Origin of the sequence: Butyricicoccus sp. AM27-36 (assembly GCF_003480945.1) — a bacterium.
Taxonomy (GTDB): domain Bacteria; phylum Bacillota; class Clostridia; order Oscillospirales; family Butyricicoccaceae; genus Agathobaculum; species Agathobaculum butyriciproducens.
Window position 1 is genome coordinate 92,970 of record NZ_QUJR01000004.1, and the last position, 25,974, is coordinate 118,943.

Genomic DNA, 25,974 nt, shown 5'->3' on the forward strand with positions numbered 1-25,974 from the left:
GGGAAACTGCAATGGAACTGAATATCTGCCATCTTTACCCCGACATTCTCAATCTGTACGGTGACCGGGGCAACATTATCACGATGAAGCGCCGTCTGGAGAGCCGCGGCATCAGCGTCAATGTGGACGAGTGCTCGATCGGTCAGCCGCTCGATGTGGACAAGTACGACATTTTCTTCATCGGCGGCGGACAGGACTTCGAGCAGGAGGTGCTGCTGCGCGACCTCGCCTCCGGCAAGGGCAAGGACATCCGCACCGCTGTTGAGGAGGAGAAGGTGTTCCTCGCCATCTGCGGCGGCTACCAGATGCTCGGCCAGTATTACAAAACGTGGGACGGCGTGCAGCTCGACTTCATCGGCGCGATCAACGTGCACACCATCGGCGCGAAAGAGCGCATGATCGGCAACTACATGTACCGCACAACGCCCGAGAGCAGCGGCTCCATCGTGGTCGGCTTTGAGAATCACTCGGGCAAAACCTATCTCGGTGAGGATGTCGCGCCGCTCGGCATGATGATCAAGGGCTACGGCAACAACGGCGAGGACCAGACCGAGGGCGCACGCTACAACAACGTGTTCGCCACCTACTCGCACGGCTCGCTGCTGCCGAAGAATCCCGTGCTGTGCGACTTCATCCTGCAGACCGCGCTCGACCGCCGCTACGGCAAGACCGAGCCGCTCGTACCGCTCAACGATACTCTTGAGCTGAACGCGCACAATTATATGGAACAGCGATTGAGCAAGTAATTAGGAATGCGTAATTCGTAATTGACGCGGTGACGGAGATTTCCTGCACCGGCTTTGCGGGGTGCCCGAACCGCGTGAGCGGTTTGCAATTTCCGGGCGAGGACATTGCGGCGTCCGCCGCGGGGACAAAGAGGAAGGACAACCTACGGTTTTCCTTCCTCTTTGAACTCCTACCTTTCCCTTAGAGGACTTGGGTGCAGATGGTAGACTGCGTAAGCGTGGAAAAGGAGAACGGCAGAGGATTTTTTCTTCCGCGTGGTATAACACCTTTTCGCATTTCGGATAACGTACTGCTACACAAACCATTCACCTTGTGCCGCGCTTGCGTGGATTCACCCACATATGCAGCACAAAGGTATCTGACACTGCGTATAGGCAGAGAAATGGGCAGACACATTGGTCTGCCCCTACGCAAATGCAACCCCACTGTCGTTCCCCTTTGCTATGCTTACGCAGTTTACCATCTGCGTCCAAGCTATCCAAGGGCAAGAGGAAGATTCACAAAAAGGAGGAAACCGTTGGTTTCCTCCTTTTTGTGCGCCTGCGGCAATACTCTCCGCCCGGAAAGAGCGTACCGCTGCACGGTACGTGTGCACCGGAAAGCGAGTGCCGAGAAAAACCGCCGCCGGTCAGCCAACCCATTACGCAATTCCTAATTTCTGCTTAAAAGCCTTCTCGATGTACCATCTGATACAGCAGTGCATTGACGATGGACGCAGCTACATTCGAGCCGCCCTTGCGGCCTCGCGCGATGATATACGGCGTGTCCCCGCCGATGAACAGCTCCTTCGCCTCGACCACGTTGACAAATCCGACCGGCACGCCGATGACGAGCGCAGGCGCGACAATGCCTTCCTCAATCAACTCATGCAGACGGATAAGCGCAGTCGGCGCATTGCCGATGGCGAAGATGAGCGGGCCTTCAAATTTGGCGGCGTGCTCCATCGAAACGACCGCCCGCGTGACACCGCGAGCCTTGGCCTCGCTCGCCACCTGCTCGTCCGCCATCAGGCAGACCGCCTTTCCGCCGAGCTTTGCCAGCGTCACCTTGCTCACCCCGGAGAGCGCCATATTGGTATCGGTAACCACCGTCGCCCCTGCCGCAAGCGCGGCCTTTGCCTGCTCGATCACATCCGGCGAAAACGCGAGGCTGTCCGCGTAGTCAAAATCCGCCGTGGTGTGAATGACGCGCTTGACCACCTCGGCGATGCCCGCCGGAAACGTGCGCTCGCCCAGTTCGGCGGTGATGATTTCAAACGACCGCTTTTCAATGTCCTGCGGCTTCATGTATCTGTTCAAAATTCAATTCCCTCCCGCGCGGCAACGCCCTTTTCATATGGATGCCGCTGCATTTTCATTTCTGTAATGTAGTCCGCGTGTGCCTGCAGCGCTTCGGACGGACCCCGTCCGGTCAGTACGACCTCGAGCGTTTCCGGCTTGATCTCAAGAAATTTTACGACCGTTTTCTCATCCAGAAAGCCGCACGAGATTGCCGCGCAGACCTCATCCAGCACGAGCAGCCGCGCGTGCTCCCGCACGGCAAAGCCGGTTGCCGCATCGAAGGTGCGGGTGAGCGCGTCTGCTGTCTCCCGCTTCTCCGCATCCGTCATGCGGAACGAGAACTTGCCGACCGGATTGGCTGCCATAACGGTCACTTCGGGCAATTTCGCCAGCACACGGCATTCACCCGAGGTCCCATCCTTGAGAAACTGCGCGAACACGACCTTGTTCCCGCGTCCGGCGCAACGCACCGCCAGACCGACCGACGCCGTAGTCTTGCCCTTGCCGTCGCCGCAGTACAGGTGAATGAGTCCTGTCATGCTTTTCCCTCCATTATACGGTAAATCCACTCCATATCGAGCGATTTCCGCACCGAATCCGCCAGTTTGTCGTACTGCTGCTCCTTGTAGGCGTGTGTGTCGAGCGCTTCACCGGTGAGCGTCACGCCCTTCTTTTTCGCCAGCGCTTGCACTGTCCGCAGCGCCGCCTCCGGTGCATCGAACACGCCGTGCAGATAAGTGCCGAAGGCGTTTTCCGTCTGACAGCCGTCCTCGATTTCGCCTTCCCTGCGAAGCAATCGAACGAGCGGCTTTGCACTCGCGTCGCGCACGGTTTCGCCCATGTGAATCTCGTAGCCCTCGACCGCCAGACCGCTCAAATCGGACAGCACGCCGTCAATCTCAAGCAGCGTGCCGCGCGTCTGCGTCGTGGTCTTGCTCGGGCGGAACACCGTGTCGATCGGCAGCAGATTCATGCCGCGCAGACTGCCGCCGCCCTCGGTATTGTTCGGGTCGGACACCGTGCGTCCCATCATCTGATAACCGCCGCAGATGCCGAAAACCGGTGTGCCTGCCGCGTGCGCCTTGAGAATCTGCGCCTCCATGCCGCTCTCGCGCAGCCACCGCAGGTCTGCCAGCGTAGACTTGGTGCCCGGCAGGATAATCAGGCCGGCTCCGGCAAGCTGCGCCGGTTTGTCCGCGTACGCGACGCTCACGCCACTTACGCGCGAAAGTGCGGAAAAATCGGTGAAATTGGACAGTCGCGGCAGCTTTATCACCGCAATGTTTACCAGTGCGGGAGCAGCCTTTGCGTCCAGACGCTCAGACAGGCTGTCCTCATCGTCGATGTCAAAACGCCCGTACGGCACCACGCCGATAACCGGCTTGCCGGTCAAATCCTCGAGCTGCGTCAGACCCGGCCGCAGAATCTCCACGTCACCGCGGAATTTGTTGATGATGAGACCGTGAATACGCGCCTGCTCGTCCTCATCGAGCAGCTTGACCGTGCCGTACAGCGACGCGAACACGCCGCCGCGGTCGATGTCGCCGACCAGCAGAACGGGCGCATCCACCAGCTTCGCCAGACCCATATTGACAATATCATCCTGCTTGAGATTGATCTCCGCCGGACTGCCCGCCCCCTCGATCACGATGATGTCGTTCTCGGCGGCAAGGCTGTCAAATGCGTCCTTGATAATGGGCAAAAGCGCCTTTTTATGCCCCCAATATTCGCGCGCGGTGCGGTTTCCCTGCACCTCGCCCATGATGATGACCTGCGAGCCAACATCGCTTGTCGGCTTGAGCAAAATCGGGTTCATACGCACATCGGGCGCGATGCCCGCCGCCTCGGCCTGCACGACCTGCGCGCGGCCCATCTCCCTGCCGTCCGCCGTGATGAACGAGTTGAGCGCCATATTCTGTGACTTGAACGGCGCAACGCGGTAGCCATCCTGCCGGAAAATCCGGCACAGGGCCGCGCAGAGAAGGCTTTTGCCTGCATTCGAGCACGTTCCCTGTATCATAATTGTCTTTGCCATTTTACACCTCACATTGGGTATAATTAGTAATGATTTGCAGTAACCGCTCACTTGCTTCTCTCGTTTTTACCGCAACGCGATAGTATCCCGCCGAAAGTCCGCGATAATTATCGCAGTTTCGTATCATTATGCCTTGTTCAGCGAGTTTCTTGTGCAATCCGGTATCATTTGAGCGGAACAGCAGGAAGTTGGCCTCGCCCGGAAAGACTTTCAGTCCGTGAGCTGATAGATTGTCGGATAAAAACCTGCGTTCCTCGGCAATGCGTTTGGCGGTCTCGGCGGCCCAGTCCGGCTCGTTTGCCGCCGCGACAGCGCACGCCTGCGCGATGACCGACACGTTCCACGGCTGTCCGGCATGGTATAATTTCTCAATCAGCGCCGCGTCCGCCGTCATGCACCAGCCGAAGCGCACACCGGGCACGGCGTACATTTTCGTGTACGCGCGCAGGATGATCAGGCCGGGATCGGATTCCAGCAGGTCTTTCAGTGTGTGCTGCGCGGCGTCCTCCAGAAAGTCATTGAAACACTCATCCACGACCAGTTTTACGCCGTTTTCTGTGCATTTTCGGACGATTTCCCGCAGAAGTTCCGGTTGGGCGGTTCGCCCGGTCGGGTTGTTCGGATTGCAGAGATACACCGCATCCAAATCCGGTGAAATCTCGTCCAAAATGCGCTCCGTGAGCGCAAAACCGTCCGTTTCCCGCAGATTATGCACCCGAATCTCCGCACCTGAGAGCGTGCGCTCGTACTCCGCAAAGGTCGGTGCGGTGAGCAGCACCTTGCGCGGTTTCAGCACCGCCGCAAGACGGTCGAGCACATCCGCCGCACCGTTGCCGCAGTACAGAAAATCCGGATTGACGCCTTCTCTCGCACCAATCGCCTGCCGCGCGGCGCGGCAAAACGGGTCGGGATACTGCGTGCAGTTATCCACAGCCCTGTGCATGGCCGCGCGTACCGCGTCCGGTATGCCGAACGGATTGATGTTCGCGGACAGGTCGAGCGGCGCGAAGCCGTGGCGGTCGATGTAGGTTTGGATATCGCCGCCGTGGACATAGGTTGGCAATGTTGTCACCCTTTCAAATACGAATTTTCTCTCTCGCACAGCATCCTAACTTTTTACGATCAGGCGGATTACACAGCACAGCACCAGCGCAAACACGCTTGCTGCCGTCATCAGATCGACCGCTGCGAGAATATCCGTGCGGTCTACGCGGCGGATCGGATCACCGAAGGCGGCCTTTTTAACGACTTTGCCGAAGTAGCTGGCATCGCCGCCGAGCTGGATGTGCAGCGCGCCCGCGCACGCGGACTCGGTCTGACCGGCGTTCGGACTTTTGTGCTTATTGCGGTCTCGGCGATAAATCCGCAGCGCATTTCGGTTATCGAGATGCAGCATTCCGGCACCGGCGATCATGCACAGTGCGGACAGTCTGGCAGGAATAAAGTTGAATAAATCATCCATTTTTGCCGAAAATTTGCCGAAATACTCGTACTGTTCGTTATGATAGCCGACCATGGAATCCAGCGTGTTGACCGCCTTGTACAGCATGCCGAGCGGCGCTCCGCCGATGAGCATGAACACGAGCGGCGAGACCACACCGTCCGTCAGGTTCTCAGCCACGGTCTCAACAGCGGCCTTGACAACGCCCTCCTCGGACAGCTCTGCGGTGTCGCGGCCGACGTACCACGCGATGGCCTTGCGGCCCTCCGCAAGCGACTGCTTGACCGCGCCGTAGACATGATAACCGGCGTCCGCAAGGCTTTTTCGTGCGAAAATCATCCAGCAGAGCAGCGTTTCGGCGGCAAAACCGAGCCAGAAGTTCACATGATACAGCCAGCGCAGAAGGAAAAACGGCACGGCAAAGCTCACGCCGCAGGTGATGAGCCAGAGTACAATTCCAGCGAATGTCAGTGACGCAGGCGTTGCGGGAAAGATGCGGCGCAGCACTTTTTCGGTTCCTGAGATGAGTTTTCCCACCGCACATACCGGATGCGGCAATTTTTTCGGGTCTCCGAGCAGCCAGTCGAGCGCGAAGCCGAGCAGCACGGCAAGGGTTATCGTCATGGTTGTTCTCCTTTGATGAATTGCGGCACGCCTACGATCACGCGCACGACTGCGTCTGCTTTCTGTGCCAAAGCACAGCACAGACGACCAACCGCTTCACGCCAGTTTTCCTCCGCACGGTCGATGGGAACGATGCCGCAGCCGATCTCATCGCAGGTGATAACGTGTCCGCACAGCGTATCTGCGAGCGACAGCGGGTCTTTGTCTTCCTTCAGCATTTTCCGCACGATTTCGTGCAGATTTTCAATCCTCGGCAGGTCTGCATACAGGTTTTCGGCAACTTTTCGTTTCCCCTGATATGCCCCGCCAATGATGAGCACGGTCATAAAATCAGTCCTCCAATCGCTGCTGCCGCAAGCGTGATCAATTCCGACAGCGAGATGCAGAATCCCGCCAGGTCTCCGGTTACACCGCCGAACACGCGGCGGCTTATGTGCTCATGCACAGCATACCACACAACGAGCACGATAACGAGCACTTTCGCCGCAGCAAGCGCGTGCGGCACGCGGTATATCCACAATCCGAGAAGCACCGCAAACAGAACAAATTCAGCAACTAACATGCGTGATACCGCGCGTTTATCACTGTTTTCTGCAAAGATATGTGCGAGTCCGCTGTCTTTTGCGCACGGTGATGCAACCACCTTACGGCCGCCCATTGTCCGTGCAAAAGCAAATCCTGTGCATGCCAGCGGAAGAAGCACAGGCCGGTCGTAAATCTGGGCAAAACACCCAACCTCGGCCAGCAGGAATGCCATCAGCCAGAGCGGCCCAAACGCGCCAACGTGCGGGTCCTTGAGAATGTTCAGCCGCTTTTTCCGGTCACCGAACGAGCACAGCGCGTCGCAGGTGTCGCACAGGCCGTCCAGATGAATGCCGCCGGACACTGCCAGAGGAATCAGCGCTGCGATCACAGCGTAAAACACACCTGCTGCGCCGAAATGCATGCAAAATGCGAACCAGAACCACTCTATCGCACCGATCAGCACACCGATGAGCGGCAGGAAGCCAAGTGCCCACCGCATGGTCTGTTTTTCCCAGTTCACCTGTGGAACAGGTATCGCAGAGTACATTGAAAACGCGACCAAAAGTCCGCTGATTACACTTTTCACGGCTGTTTCCCCTCCTTTACCGGCAGTAAAATACCGCATACCGATTCATATACCGCGTCTGCTTTCCCAGTTAATTCCTGGTGAAGCTCTCCCAAAATCCGGATATACTGCATGGTCTCCGGCGGGTACGGCACGCCGTCCGCAAAGATTTCGTTGGAAACGATAACCAGCGTTTCACAGTATTTTTGCAGATTATCCACGCCTGCAACAATGCTGTCGAACGCCGATCCTGCGCCTGCGCCTTCCGGCGCAAACAGCTCGTTTGCCAGCAGATTGCCCAAATCCTCGAGCAAAATTCCGTCGTATTGCCGAGAGAGCCTGAGATTCGCTAAATCAAGTGTTCTCTCTACCGTAGCGAACCCTTTTCCCGCACGAAGCGCCCGATGCCGTGCAATCCGCGCCTCTGCGGACTTGCCGAACGGCTGCATGGTCGCCAGATATAATCGGCTCTGTGCTTTTTCACACACCAGCCGTTCCGCGTGCTCCGACTTGCCCGAAGCCGCTCCGCCGGTCACTAAAATCAGCATTTTCGCTCCCCTTTCTGAATTAGACTTGCAATCCGCTCTGATTTTCGATACAATAACTTTATCCGAGTAAGTTGAGGTAAGGAAAAATGGAGCTGCATTACGATATCACCAAACAGGATTTTATTGATTTTAATTTGAATTATTACAACAATAATGCGATTGTTCAACGCAGCATTCGCACCATGAGAATCGCCACTGCGGCTATTGTCATTCTCGGCGGCAGTGCGCTCATGTACTGGCTGCATACGCTCACGCCGGTTTCCATCGCGGTTTACGTTGCGCTCGCTGCCGTCTGCTTCTGGGGCACACCGCGCTATATGCGTCATAAAATGATCAAAAATATCGAGAAAATCCTCAAGAACGCAAAGAACAAACAGCTTTGCGGACCGAAAACGCTCACGCTGCGTGAAAGCGAATTCGAGCTGTCCGGCGAGAACGAAGATACCGTTTACCAGTATTCGGCCGTTCAGCGCACCGCAACCGATGACAAGCATTATTATATTTTTGTTGATGAGTTCTCCGCGGTCATCGTGCCGTTCTCAGCGTTTGAAAACGATGCGCAGAAGCAGGAGTTCTACAACAAAATCACCGCAAATATCGCGGATGAAGCGCTGAAATGCTAAGAATTTGAACCGTAAGCACCGAGTTAACGCTCGGTGCTTTTTGCTGCACGCAGTATTCCTGTAAAGAATGCGGGCAGATCGCATTTATCGGCGTTACACACAATATTTATATAAAAATTTGTGCTATTTGTCAGACAAACAACTACTTTTGCGGCTGATATGCCTCTATTCCAATGTCCGCGAAGCTCACCATTTCCCGATAGGGCGCCAGTGCCAGGTCCAAAAGTGCCACGCCTGCCGCCGCGCCTGTCCCCTCCCCGAGGTGCATGCCCGCCGTCAGGAACGGCCGCTTGCCGAGTGCATCGAGCAGCAAAATGCTCGCCGGTTCGTCCGATCTGTGCGCTGCGACCATAAAATGCACAGACTGCGGACACAATCGCACCGCGAGAAGCGCCGCCGCGCACGAAATCACGCCGTCCAGCACGACCGGGATGCGCTGTGCCGCCGCACCCAAATACAGACCACACAGACCCGCGATGTCCAAACCGCCGACCTTGTGCAGCACGTCGATCGAGTCATTCGGGTCGGGTCTGTGAAGCGCCAGCGCCGCCTCGATCACCGCGATTTTCCGCTCCAGACCGGCCGTTGACAGACCCGCTCCGCGTCCTGTGACCGCCGCAGCCTCCGCGCCGGTCAGCGCCGCCGTGACTGCCGCACTCGTAGTCGTGTTCCCTATGCCCATTTCGCCGCCAATGAGCATCGAATATCCCTTTTCGGCACATATTTCTGCCATTTTAATACCGATTTCGACCGCTTCGAGCGCCTCTTTCCGCGTCATGGCAGGCTCATGCGCAAGGTTTGCAGTTCCGCGCCGAACGGAAAATTGCAGCACTTTTTCGCTCTTTATTGGCTGTGCAACACCTATATCGACCGGAAACACGTCCATTCCGAGCTGTTTTGCCATTAGACACACGGTGGACTCGCCGCGGCCCATATTTTCCGCGACCGTTGCTGTCACCTCCTGCCCGCACTGCGTCACGCCCTCGGCGACCACGCCGTTGTCCGCGCAGAAAACAACCGCCGCACGTCTGGAAATATCCGGCACCGGCTGACCGAGAATACCCGCAAGCTGCACGATCGCGTCCTGCAGAAGACCCAGTCCGCCGAGCGGCATGGCAATATTTGCAAAACGATTTCGCGCCGCCGTCATGCTTTTCTCATCCAGCGGTCGGATGGCAGAAATAGCCTGTTCAAGTGTCATTTTTCGCTCCTTTCTGCGCATTTCCGGACAAAATTCGCTGCAATTTCAGTTTTCGCACGGAAATACAAATGCGGAAATCCTGCATAGAGCGTATCCGACGCAAAGCCGCAGTCCCACGCGCGCCCGTTTGGCTTGACCGCGCGAAAATCTGTGCCATTATCCACAGCCTGTGCATAATGGAACTCATGCACAGAAAATTGTCCACCGGCTTTGCACAGCAGGTTATCACTGTTTGCCGTGAGCATGACATAGCCGAACGGCTGCAGCCTGCGCGTCATGTGCGCCGAAGTCGGCAGCACACCTGCCATTTCCGCGCCGTCGAGCGACTGCATCAGATAGAGAAATCCGCCGCATTCTGCAACTGTAGGTAAACCGTTTTGAATCGCTTTTTTGATAGAATTTCGCATAATTTCATTCTCTGAAAGCCGTTTTTCATATAATTCCGGATAGCCGCCGCCGAGATACAGGCCATCGATATTCTCCGGCAGCCGCTCGTCTGTGAGCGGCGAAAACGGCACAAGCTCTGCCCCCAGCTCGCGCAGCACATCGAAGTTATCCTCATAATAGAAGCAGAATGCGCGGTCCTTGGCTACCGCGATCCGCACCGGAAAATCGGTCACACGAGCGAGCGGCATGTGCGTATCGGTCAGCGGTTTCGCCGTCTGTGCTAATGCACACAATGCGTGGAGGTCAATGCCCTCCTCTGCCGCATCCGCGAGCCGATCAATTTTTTCACGCAGGTCGGACAGCTCGTCCGCCGTCACCAGACCGAGGTGGCGGTCAGGTATTTCGGCCTCCGGAACCGGCGGCAAAAAGCCGAGCACAGGCAGCCCCGCTTTCTCTGCGATTTGTTTGTAAAACGAGTACATTCCTGCGGAAACGCCGTTTAAAATCACTCCTGCGAGCGTATTTTCCGCAAATGTGCGGAACCCGTGAATCTGTGCCGCAAGCGACAGCGACTGCCCCTTAGGCCGCACGATCAGCACCGCAGGCGTGCCGGTTGCGCGGGCCAGATGCGCCGCCGAAGCCGTATCCGTCGTACCGGAAACGCCGTCGTAAAAGCCCATGACGCCCTCGATCACGCCGAGACCGTCCGGCTGGATATGCCGCGCAAGCTGACTGCAAATACCGGCCTCGTCCTCGAAAAACAGGTCTAAATTGCGGCTCGGAACGCCTAAAACCGCCGTGTGGAACATCGGATCGATGTAGTCCGGACCGCACTTGAACGCGCTGAGTGTTACGCCGCGGCGCTGCAGCGCCCGCAGAATCGCGGTCGTGACCGTCGTCTTGCCGCAGCCACTGCCGGTGCCCGCAAGCAGCAGTCTTGGTGCATTATTTTGTGTCATTTTCGGCCCTCCCGGACAGAATAAACACCGGATTGTTCGCAGTCAGCATGGTGTACGCGCCGACCGGCTTGCCGCGCGTGGCCGCCAACTGTGTGACCTCGATGTCAGTAAATCCCAATTCTTTCAAAGCCGTCTGCGCCGCAAACAACGTCTCGAGCGCAATCGCGTTCACGACCACGCGAACTTCCGGATTTTTCTTCTTAGCAAGTGCCAGAATCTCTCGCATTCTGCCGCCGCTCCCGCCGACGAACACGCAGTCCGGTGCCGGAAGGTCCTCCAGCGCCTCCGGCGCAAATCCTTCAACGATTTTTACATTATATCCGCCGAGTTTTGTGCGGTTTTCACGCAAGAGCGCGACCGCTTCCGGCTTTCGCTCAACGGCATAAACCGTGCCGTCGCCGGCCTTGCGCGCCAGCTCGAGCGTGACCGCACCGGTGCCCGCACCCACGTCCCAAACCGTGTCGGTCGGTCGGACAGTCAGGCGGTTCACCGACACCCACCGAACCTCTTCCTTGGTCATCGGCACCTTTCCGCGCGTGAGCATTTCATCTCGAATCGGTTCGTTTTTGTTCGCCACACGCGGGTTTTCGATCAGCAGAACCGCTAAATCCGGGCACGAAAGCTGCGCGATCTCCGCGGCTGTGCCGTGCACAATCCGCTCATTTTCCGCGCCGAGATTTTCCCCGAGATGAACGGGCAGCGCGCCCAATCCCGCGTCCATAAGGCTGCTGCAAACCGCCTGCGCGTTGTTTTCACCGCCGGTCAGCGCAAATGTTGCCGTATGGTAACTTACGGCACCGAGAATATTTCCTGTGCGACCGTGCAGGCTCTTAAAACACAGATTTTCGTAGGAAATGCCGCATTTCGCGCACATATACTGCATGCTTGACAATCCCGGCACGAGTGTTACCCCGCCGTATGGCAGGAGCCGCTCGCGCAGCTTTCCGGCCGCGCTGAAGAATCCCACGTCGCCGGAAACCAACAGCGCCGTGTGCCGGGCATGACCGGAAATTGCCCGCTCAGCCAACTCTGAGAACGCACAGACCTCCGCCTTGGGCGACAGCGATGCGAGCCGTTTTGTGGCAAATACTTCCTCTGCGGCTGCAAGCGTGCGGACGGCTTCGCCGGTCAGCGTGTCCGCCGTGCCCATGCCTGCGCCGATGACAAAAAATTCCCGCTGCTGCTTTTCGTTCCGTAAACCGAGCAATTCCGTCAAAAATACCTGCATCTGCGCCTGATTTTTGCCGTTTTCCATACGCGGACGCGCAATGACCAGTACCTTTGCACCGACCTCCTCGGCTGCCGCGACCTTCTCCGCAAAGCCGCCGGACACGCCGGTATCCTTGGTCACGAGGATTTTTGCGCCGGTCTCGCGCAGCAGCGCCGCGTTCATGGCCTGCGAAAACGGACCTTGCATGGCGATGATGTGTGCGCCCGGGAAGCCGAGTGCGGCGCACTTTTCGAGCACCGAGGCGGTCGGCAGCACGCGCGGGAACAGGCGCGTTTGGAAGTCCTGCACCGCCGTGTACGCTTCCAGTTCTTTACTTCCTGTGGTGAGCAGGACCGCGCCCTCGTGCGCGTTCAGCCAGTCCACTGCGGCGGCTGTGTCCAGCACGATTTCGCAGTTCTGATAAGGCAGGGCAGGCCGCAGCAGCCGCTCGTAGCGTGCGCCCGATTTCGCGCAGGCCGCCCGCAGATTGTCGGTCACAGCCGCCGCGTACGGATGCGTTGCGTCGATGAGCAGCGTGTCCGAGGTCAATCGCTTTTCCATCTCCCGCTCATCCAAGCGGCCCTCGTGAACCGTGATTCCCGCCATCGGCTCCATCACCGCCGCACCATACTCTGTGGCAACGAAAACGTCTGCCTGCACGCTGTTTTTCGACAAAAAACGGCACAAATCATGTCCTTCTGTCGTACCGGAGAAAATCATCAGCTTCATACGCCGCGATACCCCCTCGGCGTGACCATGCGGCCGTCCATCACGCGCGTACGGCTGTTTCCGACAAACACGGTGGTCAGCATATCGACCTGTGTATCACGCAGCTCACCGAGCGTTGTAAGCGTGCAGCTTTCGCCTTCTCGGCCAATGCTGCGCGCCAGACCGCAGACGGTTTCCGGCGGCACGGTCTCCAGCAGAATATCGCAGGCTCGGCGCAGATGGTCGGTGCGCTTTTTGCTTGACGGATTGTACAGCACGATGCAGAAATCGCCAGCCGCTGCGCCGCGCAGACGCTGCTCGATCTTGTCCCACGGCGTGAGCAGGTCGGACAGGCTGATGCACGCAAAGTCGCATGTCAGCGGCGAGCCGAGCACGGCGCCGCCCGAGCAGGCCGCCGTGATGCCCGGAATAACCTCGACCTCGAGGTGCGGCTCGTGCTCGCAAAGCTCGAGCAGCAGGCTCGCCATGCCGTACACACCCGCATCTCCCGAGGATACAACAGCGACCGTTTTGCCCTGTTTTGCCGCCTCAACCGCCGCTTTGCATCGCAAAACCTCGCGTGTCATGCCGGATTCGATGCGCTCCTTGCCCGAAATGAGGTTCTCGATCAAATCAAGGTACAGGCCGTAGCCTGCCACGCAGTCACATTTTTCCAGAGCATGCACTGCGCGCAGCGTCATCTGTTCCTCGCCGCCCGGCCCGATGCCGATGCAATACAGCTTCATGCTTCACCCTCCCGTTCTTCAAACGTCACGCGCCAGTCCGGCACGGCGACAGCCGCCGTCACGCCGTTCTGCGCGAATTTGTGCAAGATAAGTGTGCCGTTCTGTGCCGCGCACACAGCCGCGCGTTCGCACACATTATCGACGCCGACGGTCTGCTGCACGAACGCCGACCGGCTGAATTCGCCTTGTGCGTCCTGCAGCTGCTCGGCCGTAAAGGTACGGAACGGCAGTCCGTGTTTTTCGCAAAACAGCAGCAAACCCAGCTCATTCTGCTTGATATCAATGCTCGCCGCGCCGCAGATCGCCTGCCAGGGCAGTTTTCCCGAGGCAAGCGCCGCCTGAACTGTCTGCTCGATGGCATCCGCGCTCGTTCCCTTGCGGCAGCCAATGCCGAGATATGCAATCCGCGGCACGAGATGCAGCGTGTGTGCAAACGGCTGTGCGTCTGTGCGAAATCCAATCGTGAACCCGCTTTCCGCGTCTTTTTTGAGGTCAATACGGGCGGGCAGCAGCCCGTCTATCGGAAAATCCGAGCGAACGCCCACGGTTTCCCCTCTGAGCAGCGCACCGGATACATATTTAATATAGTGCGGCTCCAGGACTGCACAGCTGTGTACTTTTGCCCAGGTGTCCACGGCGAACACCTGCCGACCGTCGGTCGCGGTGGTGAGCACCGGCACAGCCTGCAGACCCTCCGCAAGTGTTTTGGCAATCTCGTTGGCGCCGCCCAGATGCCCGGACAGGAGCGGAATCACGAACTTTCCCTGCTCGTCAATGACGATTACCGCCGGATCATAGGCTTTTCCCATCAAATACGGCGCCGCTGCGCGTACCGCGATTCCGGTCGCGCCCACGAACACGATCAGGTCGCAATCGACCATCGCCTGCTGCGCAAAGCGCTTAAGGCTCGTGCCCGAGAGCGACGCATCCACCGTCCGCGCGTACCGCTCACACCGGAAATCCGGCAGGAGTTTTACCGCCTTTTGCACAGTCTGTGCGCCGCACAGGGTAAAGGATACAAATTTTGCGTGCTTCATCGGCTTGCCTCACGAAATTCGGTCGTAAAGGTCGGGTCGTACAGCCTGGAGCGCTCGTACTCGGTGCCGAGAAACCCGCCCACCGTGATGAGCGCGGTCTTGGTGATGCCCTCTCGCGCACCGGCTTCGGCGAGGTCTGCGACCGTTGTCCGCACGACCTTTTCGTCCGGCCAAGTGGCTTTGTACACGATAGCCGCAGGCGTGTCCGGCGCGTAGCCGCCCGCGATCAGCCGCTCGGACAGGCGCGCCAGCTGACCCGCCGACAGGAAGATGACCATGGTGGCTCCGTGTGCCGCGAACGACTCGATCTGCTCCTTTTCGGGCACGGGCGTGCGGCCCTCCATGCGCGTCAGGATGACCGACTGGCTGACATTCGGCAGTGTGTACTCGGCTTTGAGTGCCGCTGCCGCGCCGCAGAACGAGGACACGCCCGGGCAGACCTCGTAGGGAATCCCGCGTTTATCCAGCTCGTCCATCTGCTCTCTATGCGCACCGTACACGCACGGGTCGCCGGTGTGCAGACGCACGACCGTTTTGCCCGCTTTCGCGGCAGGCGCCATCACGGCGATGACCTCCTCGAGCGTCATCTTCGCGCTGTTGTATACCTCGCATCCGTCCTTTTTGTACTCCAGAAGTGCCGGATTGACCAGCGAACCGGCGTAAACGATCACATCTGCCTCGCTCAGCAGACGTGCGCCGCGTACCGTGATCAGGTCGGGCGCCCCTGAGCCTGCACCCACAAAGTAGATCATTCGCTTTGCTCCTTTACCAATATAATAGAGAAATAGCCGCTCGGCTGTTCCAGCTCATCTAAATTTTCGATCAGCCGCTGACCGTCCATGCCGACCCGCTCGATCAGTGCCGCGCTGCCGAGTTCGCCGCGCTGCCGGAGCAGTTCGCGCACCTCCAATACACTCTTTCCGGTCTTCATCAGCACCTTGCTGCCGGAGAGCGCAAGCCCTTCCTCCGTCCTGCCGTGCGTGGCCGGAATGATGTGCAGCATTTCGCCGTCCTCGCACAGGGCGCGGCCCATGGCGGCAGCCGCGGCGCAGAAGGACGGCACGCCGGGCACCAGTTCTGCGTCATACCCGCGGGCGGCAACACGCTTGTGCACATACCAGTAGGTAGAATACACCGTCGAGTCACCGAGTGTGAGAAACACCACGGTTTTGCCCTCGTCGAGCAGCGCACAGAGCGCGTCTGCCGCCGCGTCGTGGCTGGCATTTCGCGCCTGCCTGTCGTGCGTCATCGGCATATCGAACAGCAGGATTGTCTTATCCTGCCCGATGTACGGCGAAGCAATATCCAGTGCGGTCTGTCTGCCGCCGGCGGACTTCGGTGCGGCGACCGCATCACACTCGCGCAGCAGCCGGATCGCCTTGGCGGTCAGCAGCTCCGGGTCGCCCGGACCGACGCCGACTCCATATAAAATACCCTTCATTGCAGTTTCAACCTCTCACAGAGTGCGCGCGCGCCCGCTGACTCGGCCAGCACGCCGTATTTTCCGGTAAACATGATGAATTCCACGCGCGCCTGCCCCTTCATGCGCAGGGCGATGCGGGTTTCCATCTCCCTGCCAATGCGCGACAGGACGGGCTGACGCAGATTCACTTCGTCCAGCAGCTCCACGCACGCGTCCACCGAGATGGCAGCCATCAGTCCTTCGAGTGTTTCGCGCGGTGCGCCGCACAGTGCCGCATGCGCGGTGAAAATCTCCTGCCGTGCGTCTGCGACCGACGAATGCGTGTTCATCACGCCTGCGGCCATCTTGACCAGCTTTCCGGCGTGCCCGACCAGCAGGATCTCAGGATAGCCGCGGTACGCCGCATGGTCGAACGCCTCACCGATGAAGTTGGAGCACTTGACCGCGCGTTCGAGATCAAGGCCGAGCGTGTCCCGCGCGAAATCCGCGCCGTAGTTGCCCGGGCACAGGAACGCAATGCGCTGTCCCTGCGCATACAGGCTGTCCAGCTCCAATCGGATGGTGTCCACGAGCGCCTTTTCGCTCATCGGCTCAACGATGCCGCTCGTGCCGAGGATCGAGATGCCGCCGACGATGCCGAGGTGCCCGTTGTAGGTTTGGGCGGCAAGTGCCTCGCCGTCCTTCACCGAAATGGTAACGGAAAAACCGCCGCCGTATCCGTTCTGCTGTGCGGCACGGTGCACTGCGTCCGCAATCTGCTGCCGCGGACCGGGATTGATCGCCGCTTCTCCGACCGGCATCGCCAGTCCCGGGCGGGTAATTCGTCCGACGCCGGCGCCGCCCTCTATGGTAACGCCCTTTTCGATTCGGCGTACGGAAGCCGTGATGCGGACCCCGTTTGTGATGTCCGGATCGTCGCCCGAATCCTTGCGGACGGTGCAGACAGCCGCGTTTCCGCTCATATGCGCGTCCTCGACCGGCAGGCAGAAGGTGATGCCGCCCGGCGTGTGCAGATGAATCTCCGGCGGCGCGATTCCGGTCAGCAGCAGCACAGCCGCCGCCTGCGAGGCCGCCGCCGCGCACGAGCCGGTCGTCCAGCCGCGGCGAAGCGCTTTGCCGCCGCGGCTAGTGATGAGTTTTTCGTCCGGCATGCGGTGCACCTCCCTGTGAAATGTAATCCAATTTATTATAGCATACGCAGGCTTTTATTTGAAGTGCAAACGCGGGATGTCTTTTCTCTGCACCGGTTGAGCGGTGTCGGAATTTTTATCACTTTTCGCAGCAATGCCGCGCTCCCTGCGATTCTTCATGAATTCTTCATCGCATTGTTTTAGTAGGATGACAAAATTTTTTTATAAATTCGCGCTTCGATTACCATATTCTGTAAAATAATAAACTTTTCTAAGTGCAAGGTGAAAAAAGTAAATATTTTACGCAGTATTTTTGTACAAAAAGTCTGTCCGAATTTATCATTATTCCACAACAGTTGTTGATAATATTGATAAATACGCGAGATTTTTTTATTCATTCATCCAAACTGCACAAATACGTCTTGACAAAGAATTTGAAAAGTGATAAATTTATCTCACGAAAGGACGAAAGGAGGCTGAGCAGGAAATGAAAAAGGTTATCTGTTCGGAACACGCACCCGCAGCTATCGGCCCGTATGCACAGGCAATCGCCGCTAACGGTATCGTATTTACTTCGGGTCAGCTTCCGATTGATCCCGCAACCGGTGCTTTTCCGGAAGGGATCGCAGCACAGACCCAGCAGTCGCTCACCAATGTAAAGGCAATCCTTGCTGAGGCAGGAACCGGTATGGATCAGGTGATCAAGACTACCGTCTTCCTGAGCGACATGAACAATTTCGGCGCGATGAACGAGGTTTACGCCACCTTCTTCGGTGAAGGCAGCTACCCGGCACGTTCCGCTGTGGAGGTTGCAAGACTTCCCAAGGACGCTCTCGTCGAGATTGAGGTAACCGCTCTCCTGCCGTAAGGCAAACCAAAAAGAAAAGAAAACAGCAAAAAAGAAAGGTGCTGTCCGCTAGGCAAAGCCGGAACCGGAAAATTCGGCTTTGACGACCGGGGTACCTCCAAAACACAAACGGCAACAACGCCAAAAAAATGGAGGTAATTTTATTATGAGCAAGCAGTATCCGCTGAACGTACCCGCACCGCATCATTTTACTTACGCAGTCCGTGATCTTCCGGAAGTAACCGTTGAGCAGCGTGAGCGCGCTCTTCAGGCTACTCATTACAACGAGTTCGCATTCCCGTCCGGCATGCTGACCGTTGATATGCTGTCCGACTCCGGTACCACTGCAATGACCAATCATCAGTGGGCAAGCCTGTTCCTCGGCGACGAGGCTTACGGCCGCAACACCGGTTATTACGTTCTGCTCGACACCTTCCGCGACATTTTCGAGCGCGGCGGCGAGAAGAACTGGAAGAAGATCATCGACCTCGTTCGCACCGATTGCCGCGACGTTGAGAAGATGATGGATGAAGTTTATCTGTGCGAGTACGAAGGCGGCCTGTTCAATGGCGGCGCAGCTCAGATGGAGCGCCCGAACGCATTTATCATCCAGCAGGGCCGTGCAGCTGAGTCCGTTCTGATGGAAATCGTTCGCAACATCCTTGCTAAGCGTCACCCGGGCAAGAAGTTCACTATTCCGTCGAATGGTCACTTCGACACCACCGAAGGCAACATCAAGCAGATGGGTTCCATTCCGCGTAACCTGTACAACAAGACCCTGCTGTGGGAAGTACCGGAAGGCGGCCGTTACGAGAAGAACCCGTTCAAGGGCAACATGGATATCGAGAAGCTCGAGCAGCTGATCACCTCTGTTGGTCCGGAGAACGTTCCGCTGATCTTCACCTGCATCACCAACAACCCGGTTTGCGGCCAGGCCGTTTCCATGGGCAACCTGAAGGAAATCAACCGCGTTGCGCATAAGTACAACATCCCGCTGGTATTTGATACCGCTCGCTGGGCTGAGAACGCTTACTTCATCAAGATGAATGAGGAAGGCTACGCTGACAAGTCCATCGCTGAGATCGCTACCGAGATGTTCTCTTACTGCGATGCATTCACCATGTCCGCTAAGAAGGACGGCCACGCTAACATGGGCGGCATGCTGGCATTCCGCGATAAGGGCCTGTTCTGGAAGAACTTCTCCGACTTCAACGAAGACGGCACCGTTAAGACCGACGTTGGCGTTCTGCTGAAGGTTAAGCAGATCTCCTGCTACGGCAACGATTCCTACGGCGGCATGTCCGGCCGTGACATCATGGCTCTGGCAGTTGGCCTGTACGAGTCCTGCGACTTTAACTACATGAACGAGCGTGTTGCTCAGTGTAACTACCTGGCAGAAGGCTTCTACGACGCTGGCGTTAAGGGCGTTGTACTGCCGGCAGGCGGCCACGCTGTATACATCAACATGGATGAGTTCTTCGACGGCAAGCGCGGCCACGACACCTTCGCTGGTGAGGGCTTCAGCCTTGAGCTGATCCGCCGCTACGGCATCCGTGTATCCGAGCTGGGCGACTACTCCATGGAGTATGACCTGAAGACCCCGGAGCAGCAGGCTGAAGTATGTAACGTAGTTCGCTTCGCAATCGACCGCAGCCGTCTGACCAAGGAGCATCTGGACTATGTAATCGCAGCTGTTAAGGCTCTGTACGAGGATCGTGAGAACATCCCGAACATGCGTATCGTTTGGGGCCACAACCTCCCGATGCGTCACTTCCATGCATTCCTGGAGCCGTACGCTAACGAAGAGAAATAATCCCCTGTTCCATCCTTTCGTCAAAGGCGATACCGCATAATTGCATAAATTGTGCGGTATTTCCGCCAATGCTGCAGCAATGGCGCTGCGGCATTGCATAACAGGAATTTCTCCTGACCTTTTTATAACTTGATAATCAGGGCGTAACCTGTGCCGCGTGGAAAGTGCACAGGAAAGCAAAGAACAAAGGCGTTCTTTTTGCCAGAAAACTAAACAGTTTCTGCGTCAAAGAGAACGCCCTTTTTCTATCCATTTACACATTAAAGGGGTGTAAGATAATGAGTAAAGAGCCTAAAAACTTAGAACAGAGAGATGGTTTCCAGAGTAAGTGGGGATTCATTCTGGCATGTATCGGTTCTGCGGTTGGTATGGGCAACATCTGGCGTTTCCCGATCATGGTGCAGAAGTACGGCGGCATGACCTTCCTGCTTCCCTATTTTATCTTTGTAATTTTGATCGGCAGTACCGGCGTTATCGAGGAGTTCGCTCTCGGCCGTCGTGCAGCCGCAGGTCCGGTTGGTGCGTTCGGTATGTGTACCAAGGAGCGCACCGGCAGTGATAAATCCGGTAAGGCGATCGGCGCAATCCCGATCATCGGTGCATTGATGCTGGCGATCGGCTACACGGTTGTTCTCGGCTGGATCTTCAAGTACACCTTCATGTCCCTCTCCGGCAGCCTGTTCAATCTCGGCACGGACATGGGCGCTATCGGCGGCACCTTCGGCATGACCGCACCGGAGGCAGAAACGCTTCCCGAAGCTCTCAAGGCAATGGCGTCGGCCGGCTTCTTCGGCATCGGCAACGGCGTATGGCAGATCGTTGCACTGGTAGTTTCCCTTGCCATCATGGTAATGGGCGTTGCAGGCGGCATTGAGAAGGCCAACAAGGTCATGATGCCGGTTCTGTTCGGTCTGTTCCTCGTACTGGCAATCTACATCGGCACTCTGCCCGGCGCATCCGCAGGCTATAAGTACATTCTGACCCTGAATCCGGCTGGTCTGCTCAAGCCCGACCTGTGGGTATTTGCATTCGGTCAGGCGTTCTTCTCCCTGTCCGTTGCAGGCAACGGTTCTGTAATCTACGGTTCCTACCTGTCCAAGAGCGAGGATATCCCGTCCTCCGCACGCAACGTTGCAGTATTTGATACCATCGCAGCTCTGCTGGCAGCAGTCGTTATCATTCCGGCAATGGCAGTTGTTCTGGGCGAAGGCATCAGCGAAGTAAGAGGCGGCCCCGGCCTGATGTTCGTTTACCTTGTAAATGTATTCAACGCAATGCCTGCCGGCCGTATCATCGGCGCGATCTTCTACATCTGCGTACTGTTCGCAGGCGTATCCTCCATCGTAAACCTGTACGAGGCACCGATCGCCTTCCTGCAGGAGCAGTTCAAGTTCAAGCGTGCAGCAGCCGTTGGCACCATCGGTGTGATCGGTCTGGTCGTTTCCATCGCAATCCAGCCGTGGACCTCTCAGTGGATGGACGTTGTTTCCATTTACATCTGCCCGCTCGGCGCTGCTCTGGCCGGCATCATGTTCTTCTGGGTACTCGGCAAGAAAAAGGCACTTGCTGCTGTTAACGAAGGCGCTAAGAAGCCCATCGGCAGCTGGTTCTTCCCGCTTGGTAAGTGGGTATACGTTATCTGTGCAATTGCTGCACTGATCCTCGGCATTATGTACGGTGGCATTGGCTAATCCCTCAAGCTAACCACTGTGACTTTCGTTAGACGTTCATGGGTTTATGAATCGTCTGTATCCCCCCTTTTGTCTTTGTCCCCCGTCACTGCTGTGTGGCGGGGGACATGCTTTTCTAATTAGAAATTAGCAATCAGCAGGCAGTAATCGCTGCATGCAAAGCAAAACCCCGGCTTTGCCGCACTTGACAAAACCGGGGCTGCTCGGGTATAATATACCCAAGGGATGCTGTTCAGGCAGTCAGACCTTAATTGATTAGCGATTTTTAGTCACTGACCGTTCGAGGCCTAATCGAGCGGTCAGTGCGCTTTTATACAGAAAAGAGACGAGCCAGGCAGGCTCGTCTCTTTTTACGTTGTATGGAGAAGATTCAGTTAAAGTAAACGATATCTTCCTTCGCCTTTTCGGCGGGTTCTACCGTGATGGCATGCAGCACCGGACCGGGACCGCGGTACTGCGGCAGCTCCTCGACGGTGATGGACGCCGTTACCTTGACCCAGTCGCGGTTATGCAGCTGATCGCGGTCGGGATAGCGGCAGAGGAAGCCGAGGAAGGTGACGTCATCCGCGCAGCAGACCATGCCGAAGCGGCCGGGCACGAAGCTGCCGGCGGGCACATCCTTGCCGACGTATGCCTGGGCAAGAAAGCGGACGGTCTTGCCGTCATACTTCATCGGGTCGCCGGTGGCGTCGATGTACCAGAGACCGTAGTCCTCCGGCTGGATGTCGATGATATCCGCATCCACATCAAACGGCAGCGGCATATTGCGGGCGTAGTCCTCGGAATTGCCGTTCACGTCATCCAGATAGATTGCCGCACGCGGGTTCATCGCCTTGATGTTCTTCTTGTACAGCATGTCCTTCAGCTCATCCGTGCAGCGGTTGAACACAACCAGATCCGCAGTGGTGATATGCTCGAACATCATCGGGCCGATGTTGTTGGAATACAGCTCAAACGTGGTCGCATCGACCGTGGTGACGATCTGGTACAGCTCCCAGCGGGCAGGAAATGCCTGCATCAGCTTTTCCAGCTTCCACATGCCGTTGTACTCAACAAGAATGCGGTCCGGCTGGTATTTCTGCTCCACGCGCTTGAGGATATTCGGCGTCAGACGGTCCTCGGACTCGATCGGCACAAGCGCGGTGCCGTAGTGCAGCAGCCACTTCTCGTCGTACTCCTCGATGCCCTCCTCGCACAGCAACAGCACCGTGCGCTCGTTCTCGGTAAAGTTCGGGTCCGCGAGAATGTCCTGAATGAACTTGGTCTTGCCGCTCTCCAAAAAGCCGGTAAAGACGTATACCGGAATGGGTTCGTTAGCCATATCTGGTTACCTCACTTTTCGTTTACGCCGAACAGCGTAGCGATGCGCTCCTCATCCAGTTCGGAGCCGATGACGCACAGACGGCCGGTGTAATCGGCAGTGCCGCGGCGGATCTCCGGTGCGCCCGGAACGTAGTCAAAGTGCAGCCACTCGCCGCCGTCTGCACACGGAACGATGCCCTTTGCACGCAGTACGGTGCCGAGCGTAACATCACCGAGCGCGGTAAGAGCCGCGTTAAGCTCGGCCTCGGTGTACTTGCGGGTCGTTTCCTTGCCCCAGGAGGTGAATACCTCGTCAGCATCGTGGTCGTGGTCGTGACCGCAGCAGCAGTGACCGTCGTGGTCGTGATGATGATGGTGCTCGTGGTCATGGTCGTGCTCATGGTGATGGTCATGATCGTGGCAGCCGCAGGTGCAGTGCTCATCGTGCTCATGATGATGCTCATGCTCGTGGTCATGGTCATGGTCGTGGTCATGCTCGTGCTCGTGCTCATGCTCATGGTCATGGTGGTGATGATGATGCTCGTGGTGCGGCTCGTGCGCGATCTCCTCGAGCACCTCCGCAACGAGGTCGCGGCTGCCTTCCATGGTGGAGAGCAGCTGCTCGCCGGTCAGGTCCTTCCACGGGGTGGTGACGATGCGGGCGTGCTCATTCAGGCCGCGCAGCATGGCAACGGTCTCGTCGAGACGCTTCTCCGGGCACTCAGCCGTGCGGGACAGCAGGATGGCACCGGCATGCGCCACCTGATTCTCGAAAAACTCACCAAAGTTCTTGAGGTACATCTTGGCCTTGAGCGCGTCAACAACGGTTACAAAGCTGTTCAGCTGAACCTCGAGGTGCGCGTTCTGTACCGCAGCGATAACGTCGCTCAGCTTGCCGACGCCGGACGGCTCGATCAGGATGCGGTCCGGATGGTACTGGTCCACAACATCGTGCAGCGCCTTGCCGAAGTCGCCAACCAGCGAGCAGCAGATGCAGCCTGCGTTCATCTCGTTTACAACAATGCCAGCATCCTTGAGGAAGCCGCCGTCAATGCCGATCTCACCGAACTCGTTCTCGATCAGAACAACCTGCTCACCCTTGAGCGCATCGGCCAGCAGACGCTTGATGAGAGTCGTCTTGCCGGCACCCAGAAAACCGGAAATAATATCAATTTTAGTCATGCTTTGTCGCTCCATTTCTATGCACGGCACAGGGATTCCCAAACCGTACTTAAATTTTCCGAACGCTTATATTATACCACATTTATCGAAAAAAGAAAAGCTATTTGGTTAGCGGACGCTAATCTTTCCGGCTGCGCGGCGCGTGAGAGAGCCGCGACGCAACAAAACCCCGGCCCTGTCGCTTGACAAGACCGAGGTTCTGCGGGTATAATATACCCAAGGGATGTTGCTAAGCAACCAGACCTTTCCGTATCATAGTTAAACTAAGATGACCGTTCGGGCCCTACTCCGAGCGGTCATCGTGCTTTTATACAGAAAATGTACAGCAAAATCACTGCACATACCAACAGCTGTACTGTCTTTTTCTGCATCCGCGCCACCTCCTTTCCTCCTCGAACTGAGGAAAGAAAGAAGATCTGACCGCTAATGGAACAACATCCGTGTATAGTATAGCATATACTGCGGAAATCTGTCAATCAACCGCCTTTACAGGCGTTTTTTTATTTTTTGCACAAAAAAATGGAGAACGGAACTCATTTCCGTTCTCCACTTTCCATTCTCAATTTGCATTATTCTCCCATCACCTGAAAGACAATATCCCGCACGCGGTTGCGGGTATCGCACTCCACAAGGGTCAGATTCTGCCACGGGCCGATGGTGATCTCGCCATTCACGAACGGGATAACGATAAACGGACTGAGCAGCGCCGCCTTGATATGCGACGAGCCGTTATCATCATGCCAGGTATCGTGGTGGTGATAGTAAATGACGTTTCCCTGCTCATCGCGGTAGGGCGAAAAGACGTCCATCGCCGCCTTGAGGTCATGGTAGACCATGCCCGGCTCAAACTCGAGCGTGGTCAGACCGGCAACGCCGCCGGTGGTAAAGCCGGTAATCGTGCCGGACTTCATGCCGGTCTTGCGGCAGGCGTTCTGCACCGCTGCGCGGAAGTCATCGGTAACGTCGATCATGCCCATGTGGGCCTTGGTTTTGTAGGTTTTGGTTTCGGTATAAACAGGCATTTGCGATTCTCCTTTAGAGGCACTCTAAGTAGCGGCCGTACAGCGTTTTGCTGAGGTCGGCGGCGTGACGGAGCAGCGTCTGACGGCTGATATAACCGCGCGCGTACGCAATCTCCTCCAGACATGCGATGTAGCGGCCGCTCTCATCCTGCACGCGGCGGACAACCTGTGCGGATTCGAGCAGATTCTCGGCGGTACCGGCATCCAGCCAGACGAAATCCCGCTCGAGCTTTTCAACGTGCAGTTGACCGCGCTTCATGTACTCAATATTGACATCCGTGATCTCCAGCTCACCTCTTGCCGAGGGCTTGAGTCCGCGGGCAATCTCCATAACCGAGTTATCGTAAAAATACAGACCCGGAACGATATAGTTAGACTTCGGATAGCGCGGCTTCTCCTCAATGGAAATAGCACGGCCCTGACCATCAAACTCCACAACGCCGAACGCACGCGGGTCATCGACATAGTAGCCGAACACGCAGGCGCCGGATTTCTGCTGCACGGCACGGTCCAGATAGTTCTGGAAATTGGGGGAATAGAAGATATTATCGCCCAGAACAAGGCAAACCGAGTCATCCCCGATGAACTGGGAGCCGATGAGCAGCGCGTCCGCGATGCCGCGTGCAACCTCCTGCACCTCGTAGGTGATGTTGACGCCGAAGCGGCCGCCGGAACCGAGCAGGCGGTAGAACGGGCCTTCCTCTCCGGGCGGGATGATGATGAGAATATCGCGGATACCGGCCTGCAGGAGCGCAGCCAGCGGATAGTAGATCATCGGTTTATCGTATACCGGCAGCAGCGGTTTGCATACCGGACGTGTCATCGGGTACAGGCGCGAACCCTTACCGGCGGCAAGAATGATTCCTTTCATTGGCTATTCCTCTATCTATATGTTTTTGTGAGATTAGTATAGCACACTTTGGGCAAA

25 protein-coding genes are annotated in these 25,974 nt (G+C 57.1%); 5 read left to right on the plus strand and 20 right to left on the minus strand.

Going from position 1 to position 25,974, the window contains the following annotated elements; all coding sequences use genetic code 11:
* Positions 1 to 11: 11 nt before the first annotated feature.
* On the plus strand, positions 12 to 746 hold the full coding sequence (locus tag DW724_RS07000; protein WP_118761064.1) for a type 1 glutamine amidotransferase: 735 nt from the start codon (positions 12 to 14) through the stop codon (positions 744 to 746).
* Positions 747 to 1,409: 663 nt separating this feature from the next.
* Here DW724_RS07000 and DW724_RS07005 read toward each other — a convergent pair.
* From DW724_RS07005 to DW724_RS07040, 8 genes are read right to left on the minus strand one after another with little or no spacing between them, the layout of a single operon-like run.
* On the minus strand, positions 1,410 to 2,033 hold the full coding sequence (locus DW724_RS07005; protein WP_118761131.1) for a precorrin-8X methylmutase: 624 nt from the start codon (positions 2,031 to 2,033) through the stop codon (positions 1,410 to 1,412).
* 8 nt (positions 2,034 to 2,041) lie between these two features.
* Positions 2,042 to 2,566, minus strand: a complete 525-nt coding sequence (locus tag DW724_RS07010; protein WP_118761065.1) for a cob(I)yrinic acid a,c-diamide adenosyltransferase — start codon at positions 2,564 to 2,566, stop codon at positions 2,042 to 2,044.
* Entirely contained in the window at positions 2,563 to 4,062 is a 1,500-nt protein-coding gene (locus tag DW724_RS07015) for a cobyric acid synthase (protein WP_118761066.1), read from the minus strand. Before DW724_RS07015 ends, DW724_RS07010 begins: the two co-directional genes overlap by 4 nt.
* Position 4,063: 1 nt before the next feature.
* Positions 4,064 to 5,125, minus strand: a complete 1,062-nt coding sequence (locus DW724_RS07020; protein ID WP_158580234.1) for a pyridoxal phosphate-dependent aminotransferase — start codon at positions 5,123 to 5,125, stop codon at positions 4,064 to 4,066.
* Positions 5,126 to 5,170: 45 nt separating this feature from the next.
* Complete coding sequence (cbiB, locus tag DW724_RS07025; RefSeq protein WP_118761068.1) at positions 5,171 to 6,127, minus strand: adenosylcobinamide-phosphate synthase CbiB; 957 nt, start codon at positions 6,125 to 6,127, stop codon at positions 5,171 to 5,173.
* Positions 6,124 to 6,453 carry a bifunctional adenosylcobinamide kinase/adenosylcobinamide-phosphate guanylyltransferase gene (locus DW724_RS07030; RefSeq protein ID WP_118761069.1) on the minus strand — a complete coding sequence of 110 codons (330 nt, stop codon included), beginning with the start codon at positions 6,451 to 6,453 and terminating at the stop codon, positions 6,124 to 6,126. The genes cbiB and DW724_RS07030 overlap by 4 nt, the downstream gene beginning before the upstream one ends.
* Positions 6,450 to 7,238 carry an adenosylcobinamide-GDP ribazoletransferase gene (locus DW724_RS07035; protein ID WP_158580235.1) on the minus strand — a complete coding sequence of 263 codons (789 nt, stop codon included), beginning with the start codon at positions 7,236 to 7,238 and terminating at the stop codon, positions 6,450 to 6,452. The genes DW724_RS07030 and DW724_RS07035 overlap by 4 nt, the downstream gene beginning before the upstream one ends.
* Positions 7,235 to 7,765: a bifunctional adenosylcobinamide kinase/adenosylcobinamide-phosphate guanylyltransferase gene (locus DW724_RS07040; protein ID WP_118761071.1), complete on the minus strand. Its 531-nt coding sequence runs from the start codon at positions 7,763 to 7,765 to the stop codon at positions 7,235 to 7,237. Before DW724_RS07040 ends, DW724_RS07035 begins: the two co-directional genes overlap by 4 nt.
* Before the next feature lie 86 nt (positions 7,766 to 7,851).
* On the opposite strand from DW724_RS07040, the gene DW724_RS07045 reads away from it, so the two are divergent.
* Entirely contained in the window at positions 7,852 to 8,388 is a 537-nt protein-coding gene (locus DW724_RS07045; RefSeq protein ID WP_118728935.1) for a YcxB family protein, read from the plus strand.
* A 142-nt stretch (positions 8,389 to 8,530) separates the two neighbouring features.
* On the opposite strand, the gene cobT is transcribed toward DW724_RS07045, so the two are convergent.
* Genes cobT through cbiD form a run of 8 tightly spaced genes read right to left on the minus strand, consistent with a single transcriptional unit; the run spans position 8,531 to position 17,210 of the window.
* Positions 8,531 to 9,589 (minus strand): nicotinate-nucleotide--dimethylbenzimidazole phosphoribosyltransferase, encoded by a 1,059-nt coding sequence (cobT, locus tag DW724_RS07050; protein WP_118761072.1) that lies wholly within the window; start codon positions 9,587 to 9,589, stop codon positions 8,531 to 8,533.
* Complete coding sequence (locus tag DW724_RS07055) at positions 9,586 to 10,935, minus strand: cobyrinate a,c-diamide synthase (RefSeq protein WP_118761073.1); 1,350 nt, start codon at positions 10,933 to 10,935, stop codon at positions 9,586 to 9,588. Before DW724_RS07055 ends, cobT begins: the two co-directional genes overlap by 4 nt.
* Positions 10,922 to 12,874 carry a precorrin-6A reductase gene (gene cobK, locus DW724_RS07060; protein WP_118761074.1) on the minus strand — a complete coding sequence of 651 codons (1,953 nt, stop codon included), beginning with the start codon at positions 12,872 to 12,874 and terminating at the stop codon, positions 10,922 to 10,924. Before cobK ends, DW724_RS07055 begins: the two co-directional genes overlap by 14 nt.
* Complete coding sequence (gene cobJ / locus DW724_RS07065) at positions 12,871 to 13,599, minus strand: precorrin-3B C(17)-methyltransferase (RefSeq protein ID WP_118761075.1); 729 nt, start codon at positions 13,597 to 13,599, stop codon at positions 12,871 to 12,873. Before cobJ ends, cobK begins: the two co-directional genes overlap by 4 nt.
* Positions 13,596 to 14,636: a cobalt-precorrin 5A hydrolase gene (locus DW724_RS07070; protein WP_118761076.1), complete on the minus strand. Its 1,041-nt coding sequence runs from the start codon at positions 14,634 to 14,636 to the stop codon at positions 13,596 to 13,598. The genes cobJ and DW724_RS07070 overlap by 4 nt, the downstream gene beginning before the upstream one ends.
* Positions 14,633 to 15,388 carry a precorrin-4 C(11)-methyltransferase gene (gene cobM, locus DW724_RS07075; RefSeq protein ID WP_118761077.1) on the minus strand — a complete coding sequence of 252 codons (756 nt, stop codon included), beginning with the start codon at positions 15,386 to 15,388 and terminating at the stop codon, positions 14,633 to 14,635. Before cobM ends, DW724_RS07070 begins: the two co-directional genes overlap by 4 nt.
* Positions 15,385 to 16,077 (minus strand): precorrin-2 C(20)-methyltransferase, encoded by a 693-nt coding sequence (cobI, locus tag DW724_RS07080; protein WP_118761078.1) that lies wholly within the window; start codon positions 16,075 to 16,077, stop codon positions 15,385 to 15,387. Before cobI ends, cobM begins: the two co-directional genes overlap by 4 nt.
* Entirely contained in the window at positions 16,074 to 17,210 is a 1,137-nt protein-coding gene (cbiD, locus tag DW724_RS07085) for a cobalt-precorrin-5B (C(1))-methyltransferase CbiD (RefSeq protein WP_118761079.1), read from the minus strand. The genes cobI and cbiD overlap by 4 nt, the downstream gene beginning before the upstream one ends.
* A 466-nt stretch (positions 17,211 to 17,676) precedes the next feature.
* Here cbiD and DW724_RS07090 point away from each other — a divergent pair, with 466 nt between their 5' ends.
* From DW724_RS07090 to DW724_RS07100, 3 genes are all read left to right on the plus strand, one after another.
* Entirely contained in the window at positions 17,677 to 18,057 is a 381-nt protein-coding gene (locus tag DW724_RS07090; RefSeq protein WP_118761080.1) for a RidA family protein, read from the plus strand.
* 145 nt (positions 18,058 to 18,202) lie between these two features.
* Positions 18,203 to 19,849, plus strand: coding sequence for a tryptophanase (locus DW724_RS07095; RefSeq protein ID WP_117488913.1), 1,647 nt, complete (start codon positions 18,203 to 18,205; stop codon positions 19,847 to 19,849).
* Between the two features lie 278 nt (positions 19,850 to 20,127).
* Positions 20,128 to 21,540: a sodium-dependent transporter gene (locus DW724_RS07100; RefSeq protein WP_118761081.1), complete on the plus strand. Its 1,413-nt coding sequence runs from the start codon at positions 20,128 to 20,130 to the stop codon at positions 21,538 to 21,540.
* Between the two features lie 370 nt (positions 21,541 to 21,910).
* Here DW724_RS07100 and DW724_RS07105 read toward each other — a convergent pair whose 3' ends face one another.
* From DW724_RS07105 to rfbA, 4 genes are all read right to left on the minus strand, one after another.
* Complete coding sequence (locus DW724_RS07105; protein ID WP_116704655.1) at positions 21,911 to 22,861, minus strand: TIGR03943 family putative permease subunit; 951 nt, start codon at positions 22,859 to 22,861, stop codon at positions 21,911 to 21,913.
* An 11-nt stretch (positions 22,862 to 22,872) separates the two neighbouring features.
* Complete coding sequence (locus DW724_RS07110; RefSeq protein ID WP_118761082.1) at positions 22,873 to 24,024, minus strand: CobW family GTP-binding protein; 1,152 nt, start codon at positions 24,022 to 24,024, stop codon at positions 22,873 to 22,875.
* Positions 24,025 to 24,593: 569 nt separating this feature from the next.
* Positions 24,594 to 25,046 carry a YjbQ family protein gene (locus tag DW724_RS07115; RefSeq protein WP_118761083.1) on the minus strand — a complete coding sequence of 151 codons (453 nt, stop codon included), beginning with the start codon at positions 25,044 to 25,046 and terminating at the stop codon, positions 24,594 to 24,596.
* Between the two features lie 13 nt (positions 25,047 to 25,059).
* Entirely contained in the window at positions 25,060 to 25,917 is an 858-nt protein-coding gene (gene rfbA / locus DW724_RS07120; RefSeq protein ID WP_118761084.1) for a glucose-1-phosphate thymidylyltransferase RfbA, read from the minus strand.
* Positions 25,918 to 25,974 lie beyond the last annotated feature (57 nt).

What these genes read in the sequence shown, in the direction of transcription:
- DW724_RS07000 (WP_118761064.1), top strand. Translation starts at nt 12, where the DNA reads ATGGAACTGAATATCTGCCATCTTTACCCCGACATTCTCAATCTGTAC.
- DW724_RS07005 (WP_118761131.1), bottom strand. Translation starts at nt 2,033, where the DNA reads ATGAAGCCGCAGGACATTGAAAAGCGGTCGTTTGAAATCATCACCGCC.
- DW724_RS07010 (WP_118761065.1), bottom strand. Translation starts at nt 2,566, where the DNA reads ATGACAGGACTCATTCACCTGTACTGCGGCGACGGCAAGGGCAAGACT.
- DW724_RS07015 (WP_118761066.1), bottom strand. Translation starts at nt 4,062, where the DNA reads ATGGCAAAGACAATTATGATACAGGGAACGTGCTCGAATGCAGGCAAA.
- cbiB (WP_118761068.1), bottom strand. Translation starts at nt 6,127, where the DNA reads ATGACGATAACCCTTGCCGTGCTGCTCGGCTTCGCGCTCGACTGGCTG.
- DW724_RS07030 (WP_118761069.1), bottom strand. Translation starts at nt 6,453, where the DNA reads ATGACCGTGCTCATCATTGGCGGGGCATATCAGGGGAAACGAAAAGTT.
- DW724_RS07040 (WP_118761071.1), bottom strand. Translation starts at nt 7,765, where the DNA reads ATGCTGATTTTAGTGACCGGCGGAGCGGCTTCGGGCAAGTCGGAGCAC.
- DW724_RS07045 (WP_118728935.1), top strand. Translation starts at nt 7,852, where the DNA reads ATGGAGCTGCATTACGATATCACCAAACAGGATTTTATTGATTTTAAT.
- cobT (WP_118761072.1), bottom strand. Translation starts at nt 9,589, where the DNA reads ATGACACTTGAACAGGCTATTTCTGCCATCCGACCGCTGGATGAGAAA.
- DW724_RS07055 (WP_118761073.1), bottom strand. Translation starts at nt 10,935, where the DNA reads ATGACACAAAATAATGCACCAAGACTGCTGCTTGCGGGCACCGGCAGT.
- cobK (WP_118761074.1), bottom strand. Translation starts at nt 12,874, where the DNA reads ATGAAGCTGATGATTTTCTCCGGTACGACAGAAGGACATGATTTGTGC.
- cobJ (WP_118761075.1), bottom strand. Translation starts at nt 13,599, where the DNA reads ATGAAGCTGTATTGCATCGGCATCGGGCCGGGCGGCGAGGAACAGATG.
- DW724_RS07070 (WP_118761076.1), bottom strand. Translation starts at nt 14,636, where the DNA reads ATGAAGCACGCAAAATTTGTATCCTTTACCCTGTGCGGCGCACAGACT.
- cobM (WP_118761077.1), bottom strand. Translation starts at nt 15,388, where the DNA reads ATGATCTACTTTGTGGGTGCAGGCTCAGGGGCGCCCGACCTGATCACG.
- cobI (WP_118761078.1), bottom strand. Translation starts at nt 16,077, where the DNA reads ATGAAGGGTATTTTATATGGAGTCGGCGTCGGTCCGGGCGACCCGGAG.
- cbiD (WP_118761079.1), bottom strand. Translation starts at nt 17,210, where the DNA reads ATGCCGGACGAAAAACTCATCACTAGCCGCGGCGGCAAAGCGCTTCGC.
- DW724_RS07090 (WP_118761080.1), top strand. Translation starts at nt 17,677, where the DNA reads ATGAAAAAGGTTATCTGTTCGGAACACGCACCCGCAGCTATCGGCCCG.
- DW724_RS07095 (WP_117488913.1), top strand. Translation starts at nt 18,203, where the DNA reads ATGAGCAAGCAGTATCCGCTGAACGTACCCGCACCGCATCATTTTACT.
- DW724_RS07100 (WP_118761081.1), top strand. Translation starts at nt 20,128, where the DNA reads ATGAGTAAAGAGCCTAAAAACTTAGAACAGAGAGATGGTTTCCAGAGT.
- DW724_RS07105 (WP_116704655.1), bottom strand. Translation starts at nt 22,861, where the DNA reads ATGGCTAACGAACCCATTCCGGTATACGTCTTTACCGGCTTTTTGGAG.
- DW724_RS07110 (WP_118761082.1), bottom strand. Translation starts at nt 24,024, where the DNA reads ATGACTAAAATTGATATTATTTCCGGTTTTCTGGGTGCCGGCAAGACG.
- DW724_RS07115 (WP_118761083.1), bottom strand. Translation starts at nt 25,046, where the DNA reads ATGCCTGTTTATACCGAAACCAAAACCTACAAAACCAAGGCCCACATG.
- rfbA (WP_118761084.1), bottom strand. Translation starts at nt 25,917, where the DNA reads ATGAAAGGAATCATTCTTGCCGCCGGTAAGGGTTCGCGCCTGTACCCG.